At 53.0% G+C, this 18,275-nt stretch carries 19 protein-coding genes; 10 read left to right on the top strand and 9 right to left on the bottom strand.

From position 1 onward, the window contains the following. The first annotated feature begins 128 nt into the window (after positions 1-128). The 3 genes from HS1genome_RS10270 to HS1genome_RS10260 are packed head-to-tail and all read left to right on the top strand — an operon-like array spanning position 129 to position 2,775. Positions 129-1,082: a FecCD family ABC transporter permease gene (locus HS1genome_RS10270; protein ID WP_158613808.1), complete on the top strand. Its 954-nt coding sequence runs from the start codon at positions 129-131 to the stop codon at positions 1,080-1,082. A 13-nt stretch (positions 1,083-1,095) separates the two neighbouring features. After that, the gene (locus HS1genome_RS10265; protein WP_158613807.1) at positions 1,096-1,722 is read left to right on the top strand and encodes an AAA family ATPase; all 627 of its coding nucleotides are present in this window, start codon (positions 1,096-1,098) and stop codon (positions 1,720-1,722) included. A 39-nt stretch (positions 1,723-1,761) separates the two neighbouring features. Next, positions 1,762-2,775: an ABC transporter substrate-binding protein gene (locus HS1genome_RS10260; protein ID WP_126450970.1), complete on the top strand. Its 1,014-nt coding sequence runs from the start codon at positions 1,762-1,764 to the stop codon at positions 2,773-2,775. Here HS1genome_RS10260 and HS1genome_RS10255 read toward each other — a convergent pair. After that, positions 2,756-3,484, bottom strand: a complete 729-nt coding sequence (locus HS1genome_RS10255; protein ID WP_126450969.1) for an SDR family NAD(P)-dependent oxidoreductase — start codon at positions 3,482-3,484, stop codon at positions 2,756-2,758. The genes HS1genome_RS10260 and HS1genome_RS10255 overlap by 20 nt on opposite strands. Before the next feature lie 134 nt (positions 3,485-3,618). Between HS1genome_RS10255 and HS1genome_RS10250 the strand changes: the two genes are divergently transcribed. The 3 genes from HS1genome_RS10250 to HS1genome_RS10240 all read left to right on the top strand — a co-directional run bounded on the left by HS1genome_RS10250 (position 3,619) and on the right by HS1genome_RS10240 (position 7,405). Beyond that, positions 3,619-4,917 (top strand): MFS transporter, encoded by a 1,299-nt coding sequence (locus HS1genome_RS10250; RefSeq protein ID WP_126450968.1) that lies wholly within the window; start codon positions 3,619-3,621, stop codon positions 4,915-4,917. Between the two features lie 1,196 nt (positions 4,918-6,113). Further along, positions 6,114-6,362 (top strand): hypothetical protein, encoded by a 249-nt coding sequence (locus HS1genome_RS10245; RefSeq protein WP_373286780.1) that lies wholly within the window; start codon positions 6,114-6,116, stop codon positions 6,360-6,362. Positions 6,363-6,415: 53 nt separating this feature from the next. Continuing rightward, positions 6,416-7,405, top strand: a complete 990-nt coding sequence (locus tag HS1genome_RS10240) for an alcohol dehydrogenase catalytic domain-containing protein (protein WP_126450966.1) — start codon at positions 6,416-6,418, stop codon at positions 7,403-7,405. A gap of 191 nt (positions 7,406-7,596) precedes the next feature. Here the strand turns inward: HS1genome_RS10240 and HS1genome_RS10235 are convergent, their stop codons facing one another. The 3 genes from HS1genome_RS10235 to HS1genome_RS10225 form a co-directional block, all read right to left on the bottom strand. Continuing rightward, complete coding sequence (locus HS1genome_RS10235) at positions 7,597-8,385, bottom strand: winged helix-turn-helix transcriptional regulator (RefSeq protein WP_158613806.1); 789 nt, start codon at positions 8,383-8,385, stop codon at positions 7,597-7,599. A 476-nt stretch (positions 8,386-8,861) separates the two neighbouring features. After that, on the bottom strand, positions 8,862-9,059 hold the full coding sequence (locus HS1genome_RS10230; RefSeq protein ID WP_126450964.1) for a hypothetical protein: 198 nt from the start codon (positions 9,057-9,059) through the stop codon (positions 8,862-8,864). 5 nt (positions 9,060-9,064) lie between these two features. After that, a complete protein-coding gene (locus HS1genome_RS10225; protein ID WP_126450963.1) occupies positions 9,065-9,610 on the bottom strand; it encodes a nucleotide-binding protein in 546 nt (181 codons plus the stop codon). 532 nt (positions 9,611-10,142) lie between these two features. Between HS1genome_RS10225 and HS1genome_RS12150 the strand changes: the two genes are divergently transcribed. The 3 genes from HS1genome_RS12150 (at position 10,143) to HS1genome_RS10215 (ending at position 12,335) form a co-directional block, all read left to right on the top strand. Next, positions 10,143-10,316, top strand: coding sequence for a hypothetical protein (locus tag HS1genome_RS12150; RefSeq protein ID WP_158613805.1), 174 nt, complete (start codon positions 10,143-10,145; stop codon positions 10,314-10,316). Between the two features lie 71 nt (positions 10,317-10,387). Beyond that, the gene (locus HS1genome_RS10220; protein ID WP_126450962.1) at positions 10,388-10,747 is read left to right on the top strand and encodes a peptidase dimerization domain-containing protein; all 360 of its coding nucleotides are present in this window, start codon (positions 10,388-10,390) and stop codon (positions 10,745-10,747) included. Positions 10,748-10,934: 187 nt separating this feature from the next. After that, a complete protein-coding gene (locus HS1genome_RS10215; RefSeq protein WP_126450961.1) occupies positions 10,935-12,335 on the top strand; it encodes an MFS transporter in 1,401 nt (466 codons plus the stop codon). Here the strand turns inward: HS1genome_RS10215 and HS1genome_RS10210 are convergent. The 5 genes from HS1genome_RS10210 to HS1genome_RS12145 all read right to left on the bottom strand — a co-directional run bounded on the left by HS1genome_RS10210 (position 12,307) and on the right by HS1genome_RS12145 (position 16,507). Next, positions 12,307-13,035 carry a glycerophosphodiester phosphodiesterase gene (locus tag HS1genome_RS10210; protein WP_158613804.1) on the bottom strand — a complete coding sequence of 243 codons (729 nt, stop codon included), beginning with the start codon at positions 13,033-13,035 and terminating at the stop codon, positions 12,307-12,309. The two genes, HS1genome_RS10215 and HS1genome_RS10210, sit on opposite strands and share 29 nt — an antisense overlap. Before the next feature lie 68 nt (positions 13,036-13,103). Continuing rightward, complete coding sequence (locus HS1genome_RS10205) at positions 13,104-13,292, bottom strand: hypothetical protein (protein WP_126450959.1); 189 nt, start codon at positions 13,290-13,292, stop codon at positions 13,104-13,106. Positions 13,293-15,120: 1,828 nt separating this feature from the next. Continuing rightward, on the bottom strand, positions 15,121-15,750 hold the full coding sequence (locus HS1genome_RS12885) for an RNA-guided endonuclease InsQ/TnpB family protein (RefSeq protein WP_232018761.1): 630 nt from the start codon (positions 15,748-15,750) through the stop codon (positions 15,121-15,123). Then, on the bottom strand, positions 15,710-16,132 hold the full coding sequence (locus HS1genome_RS12880; protein WP_229768258.1) for a hypothetical protein: 423 nt from the start codon (positions 16,130-16,132) through the stop codon (positions 15,710-15,712). Before HS1genome_RS12880 ends, HS1genome_RS12885 begins: the two co-directional genes overlap by 41 nt. Before the next feature lie 222 nt (positions 16,133-16,354). Then, a complete protein-coding gene (locus tag HS1genome_RS12145) occupies positions 16,355-16,507 on the bottom strand; it encodes a hypothetical protein (protein ID WP_158613803.1) in 153 nt (50 codons plus the stop codon). Positions 16,508-16,563: 56 nt separating this feature from the next. On the opposite strand from HS1genome_RS12145, the gene HS1genome_RS10185 reads away from it, so the two are divergent. Continuing rightward, complete coding sequence (locus HS1genome_RS10185; RefSeq protein WP_126450957.1) at positions 16,564-18,270, top strand: glycoside hydrolase family 15 protein; 1,707 nt, start codon at positions 16,564-16,566, stop codon at positions 18,268-18,270. Positions 18,271-18,275 lie beyond the last annotated feature (5 nt).

The following is an 18,275-nucleotide window of genomic DNA, read 5'->3' as shown; positions in this document are numbered from 1 at the left end:
TGTCGAAGGAGAGTCAAACCCGTGAACTACCCCGCCCTAACGGACGGGGTCTCTGGTGAGTAAGATGAATGACGAGGTTTTCCTCACGGCCCCATATCTATAAATATCTGGATAAGCTATCCACCCACGTGAAGGGGCTTCTTTTGGTTTTGGTAATGTCGACGATCGCGGCTGGCCTCCTCGGGCTCCTTTACGGACCAGTCTACACTCCCCTCAATTCCACGGGAGTATACAGGGAGATCTTACTCGACATGAAGCTTCCAACTGTCATCTACGCGGCCCTAACCGGAATCGTGTTAGCGGCGTCAGGTACAGTTCTCCAGACCCTATTTAGAAACGGCCTCATGGACCCGTACGTGTCTGGTACTGCTGCTGGAGCGGCCTTCGGAGCAGTGATAGCATTCTTCACGGGAGTACCGCTATTCCTCTCAATCTTGGCACAACCGGTGGCAGCGTTCGCCTTTTCCGTACTCGGGTCGTTAATAGTATTGGCCTTAGGAAGAAAGGGAGGTCCTGGGTCGCTTCTATTAGCTGGACTCACTGTCGACTTTGCCTTCACATCAGGACTGCTGGTGGCGGAGGAGTATCTTCAATTCAAGTATCCACAGCTTCCCAACGCCCTCTACTGGCTCTTCGGGGACGTGGGCGTGAAAACTTTCACCGATGTCGGAGTCCTCTTATCAGTGACACTGGTGTTCCTCTACGTCTTAACATTGAGGGCACGGGCCTTCGACCTCGCCTCGCTGGGAGACGAAGTAGCCTACGCTAACGGTCTGAACGTCGGTAAGTTCAGGCTGGGGTGGTTGACCTTGACTAGTTTAGTGGTGGGTTACTTAGTCTCTCAGGTTGGCGCAATAGGGTTCGTCGGGCTAATGAGTCCCCACATGGCGAGGTTGATGGGCGCCGACGGTTTCAGACAGGTGTTGCTAACCTCGTGCATTGTAGGTGCTCTAGTGATGGAGGCTGCTAACGACATCTCGGACGGTACGTTCGGGTTTATAGTACCCATAACAGCTGTCACTTCGGCCTTCGTGCTCCCCATAATGATCAGGTTGGCGATGGGGCTTGAGTACAGGGCTTGAATTACGGAGTGGGTTGAACGTAGTCGTTGGCCCTAACGGTTCTGGGAAGACAACCCTTCTGAAACGCCTAGCAGGGATGAGGGTGAAGGACGGTATACTCAACGGAGCACTCTCAGAAGTGCGTCCACTCCTAGGTACTACATATCTTCCGTCCGATCTCCCCGACGCACCCATATCTGTAGACAAGTTCATGCTAGCTGAGGATACCTGGTATCCACCCAGCAGGGAAGAGGTGGAGATCGCCAAAAATGCACTCTCCGAGCTAGGTGTACTGCACCTCTTTCACAGGAGGCTCGATACGCTGAGCTCCGGGGAAAGGAGGTTGGTGATGATCGCAAAGGCCATGACGAAGGGTAAGACACTTCTTCTAGACGAGCCGACCTCGAATTTGGATCCTTCTAACTCGTTCCTTGTGAGTAAAAGGGTGGTCGACATATCGACGGCGAGGACAGTAGTGGTTGCGACTCACGACATGTCCCTGCTTACGTTGGCGAACTGGATAGTTATGATCAAGGAAGGGAAACTAATGAAGCAATGCCAACCGTGGGGAGTTAGGGCAGAGGACTTGGAAGAGTTATATGGGGTGCGTTTCGTGGAAGTGGAGGGAGGAGGGAGGAGATTCCTGATACCCGCCCCATGAGGCAGCTAAACTTTTAAGCTGGATAGCCTATCCAGCCTCATGAGAACTTCGACCTTGGCTGTCACGCTCGTGGTAGTAGTCGTCCTAGGGGTTACAGCCTACTTCGCATACGAGAGGTCTCCATCCGTTACCGTGAAGCAAGGCCCCTACTATCCCATCTCTGTTGTGGACGGCCTGGGTAGGAACGTCACTATCTCGTCCTTCCCTTCCAGAATAGTGTCCTTAGCACCTAGTGACACACAGATCCTCGTAGCGTTAGGACTTGGGAAGGACTTGGTAGCAGTCGACTATTACTCATATCAGCTCCTACAAGAACTCAACATGACGTCGGTCCTTCCTAGCAACGTCACAGTCCTTCCGCCTAACGTCACCTATCCTACCCTGAACTCCGAGGCGATAAAGGTACTCGAACCTTCCCTCGTGGTGGCAGATGCTGGGATCGACGGACAGTACCTTCAACAGTTCCAGCAGGCGGGGTTGAACGTAGTCTTCACCAGGGGAGATCTCGACACGAACTTCACGGGAATATATCAGGATGTCGAGCTATTAGGTAAGGTGTTCGATATGCAGAGCCAAGCTAGACAGTTAGTGAAGTGGATGGAGAGTAAAGTATTCCTATACAATTCCACTCCCACGGTCCCTGTGGCTTACGTCATATGTTGGACCCCTCAGGACGACTTCTACACAATCTCTAGAGGTTCCTTCATAAATGGGATAATTGAGACGGCAGGAGGAAAGAACGTCTACGCTAACCTGTCCAACCCCTATCCAGAGGTCTCTGGCGAAACCATATTGGCCTACAGGCCTCCCGTAATAATTGCTAACTGTGTCTACAATGTCAGTTACACAACTGATCTCATTAATTCATATGTGAACTATCCACACAGACTTTACGTGGTTGGATGCCCGTTGCCAGTGTCATTAATAAACGAGCCCGGCCCTCTCTCAGTGTACGGTCTGGAGATGATGAGGGCAATTATAAATGGCTCGGCACCCTTCTTTCTAAACGATTCCTATGTCCAAAAGCTCAACGTCACTCTCCCCGTTTTTTGAGTCTAGCTCCTCCGTCTACCGGTATGACCACACCGTCCACCCATTCAGATTCGTCGGTTAACAACCAAAGCACTACTGATGCGAAGTCCTCCGGAGGAGCTCCATCGTCTCCTAACTTCCTCATCTTCCTCCACTCCCTTCCCGGTTCGAAGTCTCCCTTTATGAATGAAGGTGCGACACCATTGACTCTCACTCCTCGTGGCAGGAGTTCTGCTGCCAACACCTCTACCAACTTCACGAGCGCCGTCTTAGCAGCTGCGTAGGAGAGTTGAGCCGGATCGGCCACGCCTAAGGCGACCATGGAGCTCACCGCTACTATGGACGAGCCTTCTCTAAGGTACTTTGAGGCCGCTTTCACTAAGTATACGGGCACTCTGACGTGGTTAGTGAGCATCTCCTCTAGTCCCGACGGATCTTCTATTGTGTCCTCTACGTATCCACCCACAGTTATGACCAGGTGGTCTAACCCACCCATCAATTTCGTTGCCTCTTCCACCACCGATTTGGCGCCCTGAGGAGTTGAGAGGTCGCCCTGAACTGTGTTGACCTTTCCGTAACTCGACAGTTCTTCCTTGAGTTGGGAGAGTTTCCTCTCGTCCCTAGAGTTCAGGGTGACATACGCTCCTTCCTTTAGTGCGAGGTAGGCCACGCTGTAACCTAGTCCCCGGCTTACCCCAGCGACCAACACCTTTCTGTCCTGGAGCCTCATACGCTCTCTTCCCTAGACGGGTTAATAACTCTGGGTCCCATTCCCCGTCTCTCCCGTACGGAAACTCGTGACCTTGGGAGTCAAATTGAGGTTTTATAACAAGGTTTATAAGTGACTTATTACAATTTGGTTTCATGCCTGAACTAGGGAAGCTAATAGATTCGTCTAGATGGACTCCCACCCATACGGCTATTGTGGCGTCCCTCTCCCTGGGCTACTTCATGTGGGGTGTGATCTCCTCCATCTCCTACCTGGTTTATCCAACTTACCACAACGTGTTCTTCATCATACTTCCACCTGCGGCGTCGCTTGCGGGCAACCTTGTCATGGCTAAGCTCTCCGACCTCAATTTGGGTAGGAAAAGGACGTTTTTCTTGACAATGGGAATGTACGGTGGGGGATCTCTCTTGGTGGTTCTAGCCACCCTGTTCCTTCGGGCCAACATCTTCGCGGTCGCGGCAGGTCTACTACTTGCCCAGTTCGGGGTGGATGGTGAGGTGCCGGTTGCCCTCTCCATGTCCGCTGAGACCATACCACTGAAGTGGAGGGACCAAGTGTTGGTGGCTACCCCGAACTTCGACAACGTTGGTGCGACGGTGGCAGCAGCGCTCAGTTTAGCAGTGTACTCTCTTTCCAACTCCTATTATATTGTGGCCGTAGCGTTGGGGGCTTTCGCGGCCGCCACAATGGGTGTGGCCCTTTTCGTGAGATATAGACTCCCCGAGTCCGTCAGGTGGCTGGAGGCCAAGGGAGACGAGAGTCGAGCTAGAGAGGAGGTGAAGAAGCTGGCTTCCTCAAACGGAGGAAAAATCGAGGAAAAGACACCATCTAAATACAGTTCCATCAGGGACAGGTTCATTTTCCTAGCGTTAATAGGACTTTCTCAGTACCTAACGTACGGTCTCATGGCATTTGTGGTGGCGGACTTCTACTTCACGGGAGTGACCCTGGACGTAATAGTTCTAGTGGCGAATTTGGGAGCTTCTGTCGCAGGTTTCGCCGCTCTGAAATTGATAAGTAAACTGAGTTCAAGGAAGTTCACCTTGGCCTCGTTCCTCGGAGGCACCCTGACCATGGTACCCATAATCTTGGCGCTGAACTACATCTCAGACATATACCTTTTCTACTTACTGCTCTTCCTCAACATGGCCTTCAGTGAGTTGGGTTGGGCCAGCAGGACAATACAGGAACCGACGCTGATGCCGACCAACGTTAGGGCCTTCATGATAGGGCTAGTCAGGACAGTGCCCATAACTGCCTACGCCCTCTCGGAGTACCTCACTTCCTCATGGCCGCTGCTTTGGTTCGTCGTCTTCAACCTATTCCTCTGGGCCTTGGGAACAGGGGCTAGTGCTTGGTGGTACAAGGTGGGTTACGATGTTAACATGGTGCCACTGGAGTTGGCTTCCCAGCAGGCGGAGGAGAGAACATAACTACCAGAGACGGTCCGGTGTACCAGGCTGTGACGGTCTCTAGTATATCCCCAGATCCAACTCAACTGCGCTCGCGAATTCGATTTCCGGATGAAAGCCATTGAGTAATTATCTCACGATCCTCCTCGTCCACCACGTACCTGTCTCACCCCAAGCAACGATCAGTTTTTCTCCCCGCCTTAGTACTGGAAGGACCGGGGGAGGAAGATGTACCTTCTTTCTTCAACTCAGTGGGGCGAGGGAGGTCTCAGTCCTGATCTAGGCCTACCCATACGTTGACTCTCGGCACCCCCTTACGTAGTACGTGTTGCAGGTAACTGTATTTCTCACTCGTTAAAGAGCTTGGCAGATGTGGCCGCGAATCTCCAGAGTTTCCTCCTTGGGCAGTAGCGAACCTCTTTGGTCTCGCCTCGAACTCAGTTACCGGATTCCCTCCGCTAGCATTGCGGGAGATCGGTCCGTAATCCTCCTTAAGTTGACCGGAAAACGATTCTATGTGGAGAAAAGCTGGATCTCTCCTAAAAACTTTCACCGCGGGCATCACTCATCTTATCAGAAACTCCCTTTACTGAAAAACGTCTTGTATAAACACGAGGAGTACGTGAAGGCGGTAAAGCGGGGAAACTTCTTCATCTTTGTCTAGTAGTACTTGACCATGTTACTAATTAATGACATACTCCGTGGATCCTCCCTTGGAATTTGTTCTAAGTCAAAGTCATGTACACACTTTAAGGACTTTAGGAGAGACTCATATGTGAAACCGAAAATTGTTCCCATGGGGCAGGACAAGGGTAACCTACTGCAACGCGAAACATTTGTGTAGTTCGTCAAGCAAGCTGAGATCCAGCTCAGTAGATGCGGTCTTATTTGAAGGAAGCAAGGTCATCAAGTTCCACCTCGAGGATTCAGGAAGAGAGGTCGAGAGGCACCTTGGACGTTCCCACATAGAGGACTTTATGTGGTTCGATTACTTGATTTTAAAAGCCAACTCCTCTGGACTCCGACGACACCCTAGGCGGTGGAAGACTGAGGTCGAAACAATACTTACCCTCAGTAGAGGTACGCACAAGACAGCGTCCTTTGAGGACACGGAAGTTCACACCGGAGGAGTGAGCTAGGTGAACACAGACCTCACTCCATTGCAGAAGTCTATACTCCTCCATTTGTACCGCTACGGACCTGACGATCCGTGGTACATGGCGAGAAGGCTAAATGGTGAGTCGGGTTGGTTTCCAAACCTAGACCCTGAGGAGGTGGAACTGGCCTGTCGTCGATTGCAGGACGCTGGCCTGATACAGAGAGTTAAACACCCTCCCAAGATGTCACCGACGTCCTCCGTCAAACCTTGGCTAAAGGTGAAGGCCAAGGACGGATCACCTAGAGGTCGTTACTATCAGCTAACCAAGGAAGGGAGAAGGATAGTCGCCCACCTGAGGTCAAGCTAGTTTACCAACGGAAACCTGTTTGGTTTTAAATTGGAGCGGGAAGTAAGGAACCTATGAAAGCTCTGCAGTTCGATTCTCCTGGTCTGGATAAGTTGAGGGTAGTCGATCTACCTAAACCCAAGCCCGAGGCCCACGAAGTTTTGTTGCGTGTAGAGATGGCTGGGGTCAACCCAGTAGACTATTCCGTGGTAACAGGTAACTTCGCTAAGCCTATGCCTCACGTTCCGGGAGCCGAAGTGGCAGGCACGGTGGAGGAAGTTGGACAACATGTGAGGTCATTGAAGCCAGGCGACAAGGTAGTCCTGTATAACAGGGTTTTCGACGGGAACTGTGACATGTGCGCCTCCGGGATGGAAATGGAGTGTAGAAACGGAGGCATAATGAGCATAGTGACAAATGGGGGATTCGCGGAGTACATGGTGGCTCCAGAATGGAACCTCATTAAGGTCCCTGAGGTGGGTTGGGATGTGGCCGCGTCTTTGCCCGTGGCTGCCCTCACTTCCTATCACGCTCTCAAGGTAACGGGAGTCTCCCCAGGTAAGGCGGTTGCTGTCATAGGTGCCTCGGGAAACACCGGAATTTTCGCCGTACAGCTAGCTAAGTTAATGGGTGCAACTGTTGTAGCTCTTTCCTCCAAATCTTGGCTTAAGGAGTTCGGCGCCGACTATGTGTCCAACTACTCTGGAGCGAAAGGACAGGTGGAGAAGGCTACGGATGGGCTAGGAGTGGACGTAGTGGTGGCAACCCTCGGCGCTGCTCACGTTAACGAGGCGATGAGTTGGTTGAAGGCCGGAGGTAAGGTGGTCACGTTCGGAGCTATAGGTGGAGACGAACTGAAGCTTTCCCTCTCCGCACTCTATGGTAGACATCTGAGCTTGGTAGGGACGACTGGAGGGACGAGGGCCGAGTTAATGGAGCTCGCTAGGCTGTCCCCCAGATTGAAGGTGAAGACTTGGAAGATCTACCCCTTGGCAGAGGGAGCTACGGCCCTATCCGCTCTACGCTCTAGTGAGAGAGATGGCCGTATATTCATAGAACCGTAGAATTATAGTACCTTTCCAATCAGCGAGTTTTCCAACCCCACTCAGCCACGAATTGGTGAGGTAGAAGAACGGGCTTGATCCTGTGTTTTTATTCTAATAACTGCTAAGGATCAATCGGTGGGAGAATGAGGAAGTGGGGTAAGCTGCTGTTACTCCTCAGGTTGCTTAGGCTTCTTTGGAGGAGAAGGTGATCAGGCCAAGGCCCAGCTGGGGGTCTTCACGTCATATGAGGTCTTTATTGTCACCGTGGCATCTGGATCCAGCTTGACAACTTGCTCTGAGACTTTCCTGACCTCGGCGACGTCCTTAACGAAGTAGTTCATTGTAACTGTCTCTCCCTTCGAAGTTTCCCACAAGGGCCTCGCACGTACCACCTTCTTCACTTCGTCTGCAGCTTTAGTGTGGACTGAGAACATTATCCCCTGCACCTTTCTTAGATCCACGATTGGTATCACCCTCATCACCCCCTTTGTCTTGAGGTGCCTCAAGTGTCGCCTTACTGTCCGAGCTGACACCTTAAGGGCCTCAGCGACCTTGAATTCCTTGGCACGCGGATCCTCGGCAAGGACCTTTAGGAGGTACTTGTCAATCGAAGGTAGTGGGCTAGGGGACGGGGGTTGAATCCAGACCTTCCAAGGTTGTCCCGCCACCTTTATTGTTTCCATCAACTCGTCCCTCCTCCTGGCGACTACCTCCATAACGGTGTTTCCCTCAGCGCAAGTGAAGTACGCCACCACTCCATTGAGCTCCTTGATCCTCTCTTCGGGTAGCCCCTTAAATGACGCAAAGGCCCTCTCCAGGCCGAGGGCGGAGTAGTCGACGTAGAGGGCGAACCTCTTTATAATCTCTTCCTCCATCATTTTCTTGAACCTCACCTCCACTGACGATGGATCGACGTTCAACATCGACGCAATCCTCCTCTTCGGCGTCCTCCCGTCCTCCATAAGGTACCTGAGAATGTCGTAATAGAGGCTATCCATATACTTAGTTATGTAAAGTCCTCTATAAATCGTTTTCATAGAGGGATCAAGCGTTTACCCTCGGCGTAACTCTACCTTACTTTCTACTTCCAAATACGTCAAGGGCACCCTCTTAAGGGAGCATTTACGGTCACACCCAACCCGTTGGAGCTATTTGAGGAAAACACCGGATACTCTGTCATCTACCCTCTTAATCGAATTCATGCCCGCCGGGAACTAGATACCAAGCACTTAACCTGATCTCCACGTCATCCGTTCTCGATAGCTCGAGGAAAGCGTCGTTTTCATTTACCTTTTCCAGAACGTAAGGATCAATCATTTCACACTCATATAGAAATCGCACGAATCTCTGAATCGCCCCTGTTATAGAGACTGGATAGTCTCTGCCGCAAAGCACCAACATTCCTCAACACTTAGTCGCCGCCAACCATCTATCTGCCTTTTTACTCACTGATTGTAAGTTCAGAGTGGGGACTTCACTCCACCGTAGCGGTGGTGGGCATGTCCAGCAGGACCCTCCCCAGCCTCGCCACCTGCTCCGGGAACTCCCCGAAATCCCAGAAGGAGCCGTACGTGTAGAGCCTCTCGTCGAACGGCACCACCGCCCTCACCGGGAACTTCAGCTCCCCGACCCTCGACGAGGCCTGTGCGTACTCCTCAGGCAGCGGAGGCACCATGTTCACCACGAAGGCCCCCGCCTCTCCCCCGGGGCGGAGGCCTCGAGGGCCTCGGCGTACTTCAGGGTCGCCTCCACCCCCCTCTCGGAAGGGTCCGAGACGTAGACCCTGTACCACCTGTCCCCGGGCAGGGCGGAGAGGTAGGCCCTCAGCTCCACCCTCACTAGGGGGTCGTCGAAGAACACGTTGGAGGGGTTGTCCACCACCTGCACTTCGCTCCCCCTCAAGAGGCCGACGTAGAGCTCCTCCACCCTCCCCTCCGAGGCCCTAGAGAAGTACCTGCCGAACTCTGGCGGGTCCGGGTTCACCCTCACCACGGTGACGCTCCCCTTTCCCTCCTCCACTGTGAGGTGGAAGGGCTCCTCCCTCCCAGCAGCCGCACCTATCAGGCTCCCCCCGTGGAGGCCCAGGAGGTGGGAGCTCCACCCTATCAGGTCCCTGTCCACTAGGAGCACCCTCCTTCCAGACCTCGCGAAGAGCTTGGCGAGGGCCACGGAGAGGGTCGACTTCCCCACCCCTCCCTTCACCCCCACGACGGAGAACCTCATCGACGCACCTCCAATCACCTAGGGGACATGTATTAAAAGTCTTGTTAAATTCCATTTAACTTGATGGAAGGTTTATGGGTCGAGAGTCCTCTTACATGAGGGGGATGGTCAGCCCTATCGTTTAAATAGGTCTTTTAGAAATTTCCTCAACGGCGCTTCTCTTCTCCAACTCGATCGAGAGCTAGATGGGACCGAGGGAGGAGTATCAACACAGTTCTTTTCTTTCGTAGGGTCTGGAGGTACTTGACGAGGATCCCTCCTTCAGCGGTGATGGTCCCCTGAACCACCCTGCTGCCTCCTCGAGGGATGCAGTCATGAACTGACGGTGGGAGCAACGAGCCCTCTGGGAGGGGAACCCTCCCAGGGCGGGGAGGAAGTCAGGAGAAAAATGAGGAAAAAGGTAGTCTTCACCTAGAGGAAGTCCTCCGTTAGTATGGAAATGAACTCAACGCCGGCGCCCTCTTAATGGGGGGGGGGGAGGGGGGACAATAGGTCGCAGAGGAAGCCCCCTGGTGGTTCTAGGAGTTAAGGGTTGGTCTACGTACAACTCGGCCTAGAGACGGAGGAGAGGGACCTCCACTCCTCTAGCGCTCCCGTAACTTCCAACACAACGTGGGAGTTAGTTAAGGTGCTGAACAAGTTGGTGGACGACGGGGGAAGAGAAAAGGTACCTGGATTCTACAACGACCTGGTTCAATTAAGCTAAGAAGAGAGGACGATGCTCGAGAACTACGAGGTCAACGAGCACAAACTGAGGTGTCCCTCGCGGTATATAAGTTGAAGTACGTACTCCTACCCAGGGAGACTGAAGGAGGCGCGCTCTTCGGGAAGCCCACCCGCACCATAGATAACATGGTTTCGGGCTACGTAGGAGAGGGAAGTAAGACAGTGGTCCCTCACAGGGCTTCAGTCAAACTTGCCTTCAGACTTGTGCCCAATCAAGATCCATGCAACATGTCGAAGTCACTTAAGGACTACTTGGAAGGCAGGAGGTTTCCAGCGAAGTTGAGCGAGATGGGACTGGAGTACTCCGTCAGGACTCCTCCCAACACCACGTTGGTTAGGGCTCTCTTCTTGTCAACTGAACGAATCTACACCTCTAGGCCGTTCATGGTCTCCAACTCGGCATGGACTTAACCTTTGGGACTCTTCGTGAATCCCTAGGGATCAGGTAGGTCGCCAGTGCCATAGGATCCCACTTTAATCCTCACACACCTAACGAGAGCGTCTCCTTGTAAAACTTCCATAGTGCTACGGAGCACACAGTCCACTTCCTCGAACTGTACCCGATAAAGCTTAATAGCTAAATTATATTGAATATTATATGGAACATAAGGTCAAGGGAAGAACGAATTACAGGTGGGCAGTGGTGGGACTGCTCTTCGTGGCTATAACCTTCAACTACGTGGACAGAACGATCTTCACACTCGTCGCCCCCGCCATAGCCTACTCTTTCGGCTGGGCCAAGTCGATTCAGGCCTACGCCAGTACACCCTACGCGGTACAGACCATAGCCCTCATCCTCTTCATCTGGGGGTTGGCGTACACCCTCATGAACTTCCCTGGTGGATGGATCGTGGACAAGCTGGGAATAAGGAAGTCCATGGCTACACTCTTTGCTGTTTGGTCCACTTTCACAATTCTAACCGCCTTCACCTTCAATTTCATCTCCATGACCTTAGTGAGGATTTTCATGGGTGCTGGGGAAGGTCCTGTGTGGCCTGTCAACGCCAAGACTGCCAAGAATTGGGCCAGCGTCAGGGACTACTCGAAGTCCTTCGCCTTCGCCGGGACAGGTCAAGCAGTGGGGCCTGTGGTGGGACTCCTAATCGGCGTTGTGCTGTACCAGCTCTTCGGCTGGAGGGGACCGTTCATCTTCTTCGGCGCCCTAGGCCTCGTCCTCGCTCTGGTCTGGTACTACTTCGTCAGGGACGTTCCCTCGGACCACCCCAAGGTAAGTAAGGAGGAACTGTCTTACATCACCTCAGGGAAGGAGGGAGACATCAAAGAAGAAAGGCCGTTAGGATCCAAGGAGACGTGGAAGATTGCCGCCAAAGTGATCTTCGGGACTCAGGCGGGGTGGGGAGTTATGCTCACCTTCCTAACTTTCGCCTTCGTCTTAGGGACCTTCCTCACGTGGCTTCCGTTACTCATGTTTGCGACCTTTGCCCACAGCGTAACGAAGAGCGGCCTCTACTCTACCGTAGCCGACGTAGGCCTCATAGTGGGATACGCCCTAGCTGGTCCATTCAATGACGGCCTACTACGGAAATTCGACAAGGTGAACGCCAGGAGGATAGGTGCTCTCCTCCCAATGTCGTTGATGATCGTTTTCGTTGGGGGGAGCTACTTCACAGGCACTGCGAGGATGTTAGCTCCCACTGTGGGGTTGTTAGCAGCAGCTGCAGCGGTGATGAACCTCAGTGTCGGCTCTTGGGCCGTAAACGCCGTGGATATAGCTCCCACAGGGACCTCGGCGGTCACGTACGGGATATACAACGGTTTCCTCAACTTGGTGGGCTCCTTTACGTCACTCATCCAAGGCTACCTCTTCACTCACTACCCAGCTCCCTTCGCCTTCTCCACCATGATGATACCCATCGCCATGTTCCTTGTTGGGTACCTTGCCCTAATACGGAAGGACACGTGGGAGAGGGCGATAACGCTAGGGAGGAGACTTTCGGCTGAGGCCTACACTAAGGCGAGCACTCCCTCCTCTCCCTGAGGGCCTTGTCTGGATAGTCAGTCGTGATCGAGTCCGGGCAGAGTTCCCACGCCTTTTTCATCTCCCACTCTTCGTTAACGGTCCAAAGTCCGAGCCTGAATCCCTCCTGGTTAGACACTTTAACGTCTTCCTTAGTTACAAGGGAGATGTTTGAATTGAGGGACGTGGCCTCGAGCCTCTTAGCGACGTCTAGGAACCACCGTGGTCTACCAATGAATATGAGCCCCAAAGAGGCCCTCGCCTCCAGTTCCCTCAATCTCTGGAGGGCGTCGAAGTCGAAGGACGTGAACTCCACCTTGTCTAGCCTGGAGAACTTCTTCACTTCCTCGAGTACCTTCTCTTCTATTCCTTCGTATACCGTAGAACCGTGCTTGAGTTCCACCTTGAACTTGCAGTCCTTTAAATTGGAGAGGACTTCCCTTAGTCTAGGAACCCTAGTCCCTGACCACTGGGAACCGAACTTACTACCGGCGTCCAGTTTACTCAACTCCTCGAAGGTGATGTCCTTGACGTACCCAGATCCGTTGGTGGTTCTATCCACTCTGTCGTCGTGGATGACTACAACTTCCCCGTCCTTGGTGAGGTGGACGTCTAGCTCAACTCCATCTACTCCCAATTTAGCGGCCAACTTGAACGCGGGTAACGTGTTCTCCGGTGCCAATCCCCTAGCTCCCCTGTGGCCCCATATTTCTGGTCTCACAATTTTCATGAACTTCACACCGCTTTAAGGTCTTTCGTGCCACTTCATGAGGTTTCTCACGGCTCCCGCTACGTAGTCCCGGGAGTGGAGATCGGGGAAGGAACACCCCGGAAATCGGCGGTCTGGTTCCCTGAGGGAGACTGGAGGAGACTCAGTATGTCCTCGGCCATGGACTTCACGTCGAACTTCCTCACGAACTTCACGTCTGGGAGGAGGACCCGCATGGAGTACGGACTGAGTATGTCGGAGGCAACCACTGGCGTCCCCTAGGGCCGCGATTCCATTATGACGAACGAGAACCCGTCAACGTATGAAGGATATATGAGTGCATCGCGAAGCTTTTCTATTCTGCACACCTCAGGCACTCCACTTCCAGGTCGTATTTCTTCACCTTCCTCCAGGAAACGTCTCTATTTCAACATTCTATGAATCTCTCCGCAAACATTAGCCTCGTCCTCCTCTTGTAGTTCACCAGCTTCATTTCGGGAGTCTCCAGACTAGCCTCAGCTAAGAGCCAGGGAGAACCCACCCTTTCTCAACCGTCGCTAATAGTTTCCGATAAATAGTAAAGTTTATATGTTTAATCAAGATTTTTATACAATACTGAGATCTAAGGAAGTTTACAAAGTCGGGGGTTGAGGGGGCGTAAAGCCTCGCCCTTCACGGCGGGGACGGACAGCCCCCTCATATTTATACTTCTTTGTGAAATTTCTCTTAGTGGTACTAACGACGCTCCTCCCCAGCTCGATCTAAGGTTTAATGGGACTGAGGGAGGAGCGAGCAGCGGCTTCAATTTCCTTTAAGGGACTAGACGTAATGGGTGAAAGTCCCCTCCTCTTCAAATGGGAGTGGATCTCTGATCCACTCGACTGCCCACCAAACGAGACATGTAAACCCGAACCGATGGCGGGAACGACGATCCCTTTGGGAGGGAACCATCGCCCTTCCAGGGCGGGGAGGAAGTCAGATAAGATTGAAGGCCTACCTACTCCTAGGGCCGGGAATGTCAATTTAAACGTCCTCTTCGTTCCAAACCCCTCGATGGCCTGGAGGGTCGAAGGATCGGAACCGCGATCTCGACGAAGGTCGCCCCGCGAACTACTACGTTCAAGCGATGCGTTCCACCCTTTTCCGGTAGAAGGAGAACTTCCCGGACCCAGAAGGGAGTGTCAGGTAAAATCCACTAGGAGTTCTACACCACGTTGAGGTAGGAGTTAGACCTACCTTCTAAGGTGGCCGAGGACCGTTGTAGGGACGCGCTCTCGGCGCGCGATCTGCACGACGACCCTAGGGTCGCTCCCCCAGCGAGGGTAAACGGCGCGGTCGACGCAGGGAGCCGAAAGCTGGGGTGGCGGGAGCCGGCGACCTCCAGATCTCCGGCCCGAGGAACTCGGGCCGGGAGAGGGGAAGCCGGCAGTCGAGGACTCGAAGCGATGGGGGAAGGTGACCCTAGTCGGGCGTCCCCGTAGACGCGGCCGAAGTCGTCGGTACGACACCCGACACGTTCACCCACCTCCGCGACGCCCACAGCTGGAAGTAGTTACTGGGGGTCGCGGAAGAAGTACCCCACCTGAACCGACGGATCCCCCGCAGAACTCCACGGGAAGGGAGAATCGCGAAGACGGCCGGGAGAGGGGAAGCCGGCAGTCGAGGACGCGAGCGAACTACCGGGAGTTTCGCGACGAACCGTATTTGATGTAGCCGTCCAGCGCCGGACCGAGTGGAGGGCTACGAAGCGCGGCCTCGTCTAACGCGTCGACCCCAGATCCCCTCTCACGTCCCAAGTGCGAGCGAAAGGCGGAAGGGAGGACACCGTCGGTTTAAGTGCACTCGCGGTCGCTAGGACGACCGCTACGTCGCAGCGGCTAACCTGAACGGGAGGGGTCCTCCGACCCTCTCGACCGCCCCTCAGGGATGTAACCCCGAATCGGTGGGGGGAACCTTTAAGGCGGGGAGGAAGTCAGTTGGGACGCTAGGCCTTCGATTCGATCTGTCGACAGTAAACTACCCCGCCCTCACGGACGGGGCTTCGGGGTTTCCGGTACCCTTCGCGGTTCACCTTCATCCCCCCTTCGGGTTGTTTACCTACCCCCGACCCGTACCTCTCGTTGAGGCACGGGCTACGTTGATCGACGCGTTCAAGTCGCGGTTACGTACCACACCGCACTTACGTCTGTATTCCCTTCCGTCCGTGCGGGCAACGTGCCCACATCTGTGACAAGTTCTTGAAGTATTTCTAGGGTTAATGTATACCACTTTTATACCGTTGATCTTCGCTTTGTACTCTATCATGCTCTGTAGCCTTCTAAACGGCAACGAGTGAAATCTCCTATCGAGTTTCTTGCTCTCCTTGAATTTCTCCCTAATTCCTGTGAGCTTCTCCACGACTATCACTGGGGAAGGGAACTTTTTAGCGTAATCGACGACCTTCTTGGAGATAACGTGAAGCTCATGATTTACCATTCTTCTTTCCTTCCCTCTTAGCCTCTTCACTACGTCAAGCCTCTTCTTTTCCTGGAGCTTCTTCCTTATGTTGAAGTACTCGTGCCTAATTTCCTTAATCCTTGACCCTTCGAAGAAAGTGCCTTTTGTAGGTTTTTCATTAACTAACGCAACTACTGTAGCTAAGTTTCTTTCACCTAGGTCAATACCTATAGGCGTTACTGGCTCATATTTAACGAACGGTTTTTCTAGAATAAGCGTACCATTCTCCATCTCCCTTTACGAGTTCAACTTGTTGTGTAGACCATTCCCCATCTTCAGAGATCGCATTTTCTATCGTCTCTTTCTGCTTCTCGCCGAATTGCACTGGGTACCAAACTCCATCACCGTCCAATTGAAGGTACAACCAGTAAGGTGTTAATTTAGTGTCCCTCTTAACGAGTTTGAACGCTCGGTAGTTCACCCGTATTGACACTTGATGTACGTGAAACTCTCTTCCATCATTTAGTTTCACTAGCTCAACAGCCTTGTCTCTCGCCGTCTGTGTAAGTGTGGAAGATAGACCAAACCTCCTTCTAGCTTCTTTGTATGCTTTCTGTTGAAGGAGTTCCTTATCCCTTATCTTAAAGGAGACGAAGAATTTAACAGCCTTCAAGTATTTTTCTCGGACTACGTTTAGTTTATGTCTCTTCTCTTCATTAGGGTTCAAAATTTTTCCTTGTATTGCTATCTTAACTTCAGCTTTCAGGGAACGTCCCCTATTTTTTATATACTCTAAATATTTATATTTGACTCATGCCCTTACGGACGGGGTCTCGAGCGAGAAAGATGAAGAAGTCTTCTACCATAGGTATTCCCTGACCGTCGAGTCCCCCCATCAATTATTTCTCCCTGCCCTCCTGAACGCGAGGCTTGAAGGGACGTAAACACCGTCGAACAGCTTTTCCTGAGGCACTTCGTCACCTCCAGCATGTGCCCCCTCCTCGGAGTTGGGCGAGGGCAGCCCATCGTACACTATCCCTAGCTTCACAGATTAGGGTGTTCTCTTACAACTAAGTCTTTATGGCAGCGATACGGATTTTCTCTATGCTTAGGCACGGCTTCGTAAGCAACAGGATGACGGGGGCGTTGATTTCGCCCGATGGGACTGTGGACTGGTTGACCTTCCCTAGGTTCGATTCGCCAGCGGTCTTCAATAAATTCCTGGACAAAAGGTGGGGAGGTGCCCTCTCCGTCCTAGGGGAAGTAGAGCCAATCAGACAAACCTACATCGTACCCAACGTCTTATCCACTGAAGTCAGGGTGGACGGGCACCAAGTCAAGTTCACTGACCTCCTTCCCCTAGGCGAGCACTCCTTCATGAGGTTGGTGGAGGCCTACTCGGAGGTCGAGTTGGAGGTTAGGCTCCTCTTCGACTACGGCATGATTAGGCCGGTGGTTGAGTACTCTGACGAGAACGCTAGGTTCCTCAACCCTCGGGGAAGGGACTGTGTCTCCTTGATTATAGGTGGAAGGAAGGTCGACGATTTGGTCTGGAGGTTGCCCGCTGGAAGAAGTTGGGTTTACATGAACTACTCCACCAACGTGAGGCACGGCTTCCTAACTAAAGGATACACCCTCAACTTCGACCTAGAGAGGGCATTCAAGTTCACCCTCTCCTACTGGAGGAGGGAGACCGCTGCAGTTAGAAATCCACTTAGGACCTCGTACGGGGTCCTTTTAGGCCTGACCTACTCTCCTACCTCAGGGGTGGTGGCAGCTCCAACCACTTCCCTTCCCGAAGTCGACGGTGGTACGAGGAACTGGGACTACAGGTTCTCTTGGATAAGGGACTCAGCGATAGTGGCGGAGGGGTTCGTCGACGTGAAGGACTACGTCTCCGCTAGGAGGATCCTCGCTTTCCTTCTTAGCCTAATGAACGTCACTACTAAGCCGTTCCTACACCCACTTTACGCAATAGATGGTTCCGACCCGCCCCCAGAAAGGGAGCTTAGGTGGTTACCGGGTTACAGGGACTCGAGGCCCGTGAGGGTGGGTAACGCTGCGTCAGAACAGGTTCAGCTGGACGTAGAGGGCTTCTTCGTCTCCTCGTTACTGAAGTACGTGAAGGCCACTAACGACGTCCCCATGTTGAGGGAGGCCTGGCCGAAACTGGAATACCTGGCCGACTGGGTATCCTTCAACTGGAGGTCACCTGACGTCAGTCTGTGGGAGGAGAGGGGTACTCCGAGGCACTACACCCATTCGAAGGCCATGATGTGGATCGCACTCAAGGACGTAGGAGAAATGGCGAGCTTGTTAGACGAGGAGGATAGGTGGGGACGAGAGAGGGACGAGCTAAGGGACTGGATCCTTGAGAACAGTGTTGTACAAGGCCACTTGGTGAGGTACCCTGGGGCGACTGATGTAGACGCGGCGTTACTTTCCCTGCCTCTCTACGGTTTCACAGACGTGAGAGACCCACTCTTCCTCGAGACCCTTAGGGAGGTGGAGCTGAAGCTCAAAGTGGGGCCCTTCGTCAAGCGTTATTCACAGGACTTCATGGGTGAGGCCAGGCATCCCTTCCTTCTCACCTCTCTGTGGCTGGCTAGGGTTTACTTGAAATTGGGCAGGATAGACGAGGCCGTCAACGTGGTGAGGGCCCTTCTCGACGTCGCAGGTGAGTTAGGCCTCTTGGGGGAACACGTCGACGTGGAAAGGGGGGAGTTCACTGGAAACTTCCCTCAGGCGTTCGTTCATGCCCAACTGTTGTCGACGCTCAAGGAAATGGATGAGATGGGAGTGAAGATATGAGAGGC

This window comes from Sulfodiicoccus acidiphilus (genome assembly GCF_003967175.1).
Classification (GTDB): Archaea; Thermoproteota; Thermoprotei_A; order Sulfolobales; family Sulfolobaceae; genus Sulfodiicoccus; species Sulfodiicoccus acidiphilus.
The sequence above is the reverse complement of the archived record's forward strand: the minus strand, read 5'-3'. Positions and strand labels throughout refer to the sequence as shown.

Coding starts and splice junctions, on each gene's coding strand:
- HS1genome_RS10235 (WP_158613806.1), bottom strand. CDS start 8,385: ATGGATAGCCTCTATTACGACATTCTCAGGTACCTTATGGAGGACGGG.
- HS1genome_RS10240 (WP_126450966.1), top strand. CDS start 6,416: ATGAAAGCTCTGCAGTTCGATTCTCCTGGTCTGGATAAGTTGAGGGTA.
- HS1genome_RS10215 (WP_126450961.1), top strand. CDS start 10,935: ATGGAACATAAGGTCAAGGGAAGAACGAATTACAGGTGGGCAGTGGTG.
- HS1genome_RS10225 (WP_126450963.1), bottom strand. CDS start 9,610: ATGAGGTTCTCCGTCGTGGGGGTGAAGGGAGGGGTGGGGAAGTCGACC.
- HS1genome_RS10185 (WP_126450957.1), top strand. CDS start 16,564: ATGCTTAGGCACGGCTTCGTAAGCAACAGGATGACGGGGGCGTTGATT.
- HS1genome_RS10245 (WP_373286780.1), top strand. CDS start 6,114: ATGGCGAGAAGGCTAAATGGTGAGTCGGGTTGGTTTCCAAACCTAGAC.
- HS1genome_RS12885 (WP_232018761.1), bottom strand. CDS start 15,750: ATGGAGAATGGTACGCTTATTCTAGAAAAACCGTTCGTTAAATATGAG.
- HS1genome_RS10255 (WP_126450969.1), bottom strand. CDS start 3,484: ATGAGGCTCCAGGACAGAAAGGTGTTGGTCGCTGGGGTAAGCCGGGGA.
- HS1genome_RS10250 (WP_126450968.1), top strand. CDS start 3,619: ATGCCTGAACTAGGGAAGCTAATAGATTCGTCTAGATGGACTCCCACC.
- HS1genome_RS10260 (WP_126450970.1), top strand. CDS start 1,762: ATGAGAACTTCGACCTTGGCTGTCACGCTCGTGGTAGTAGTCGTCCTA.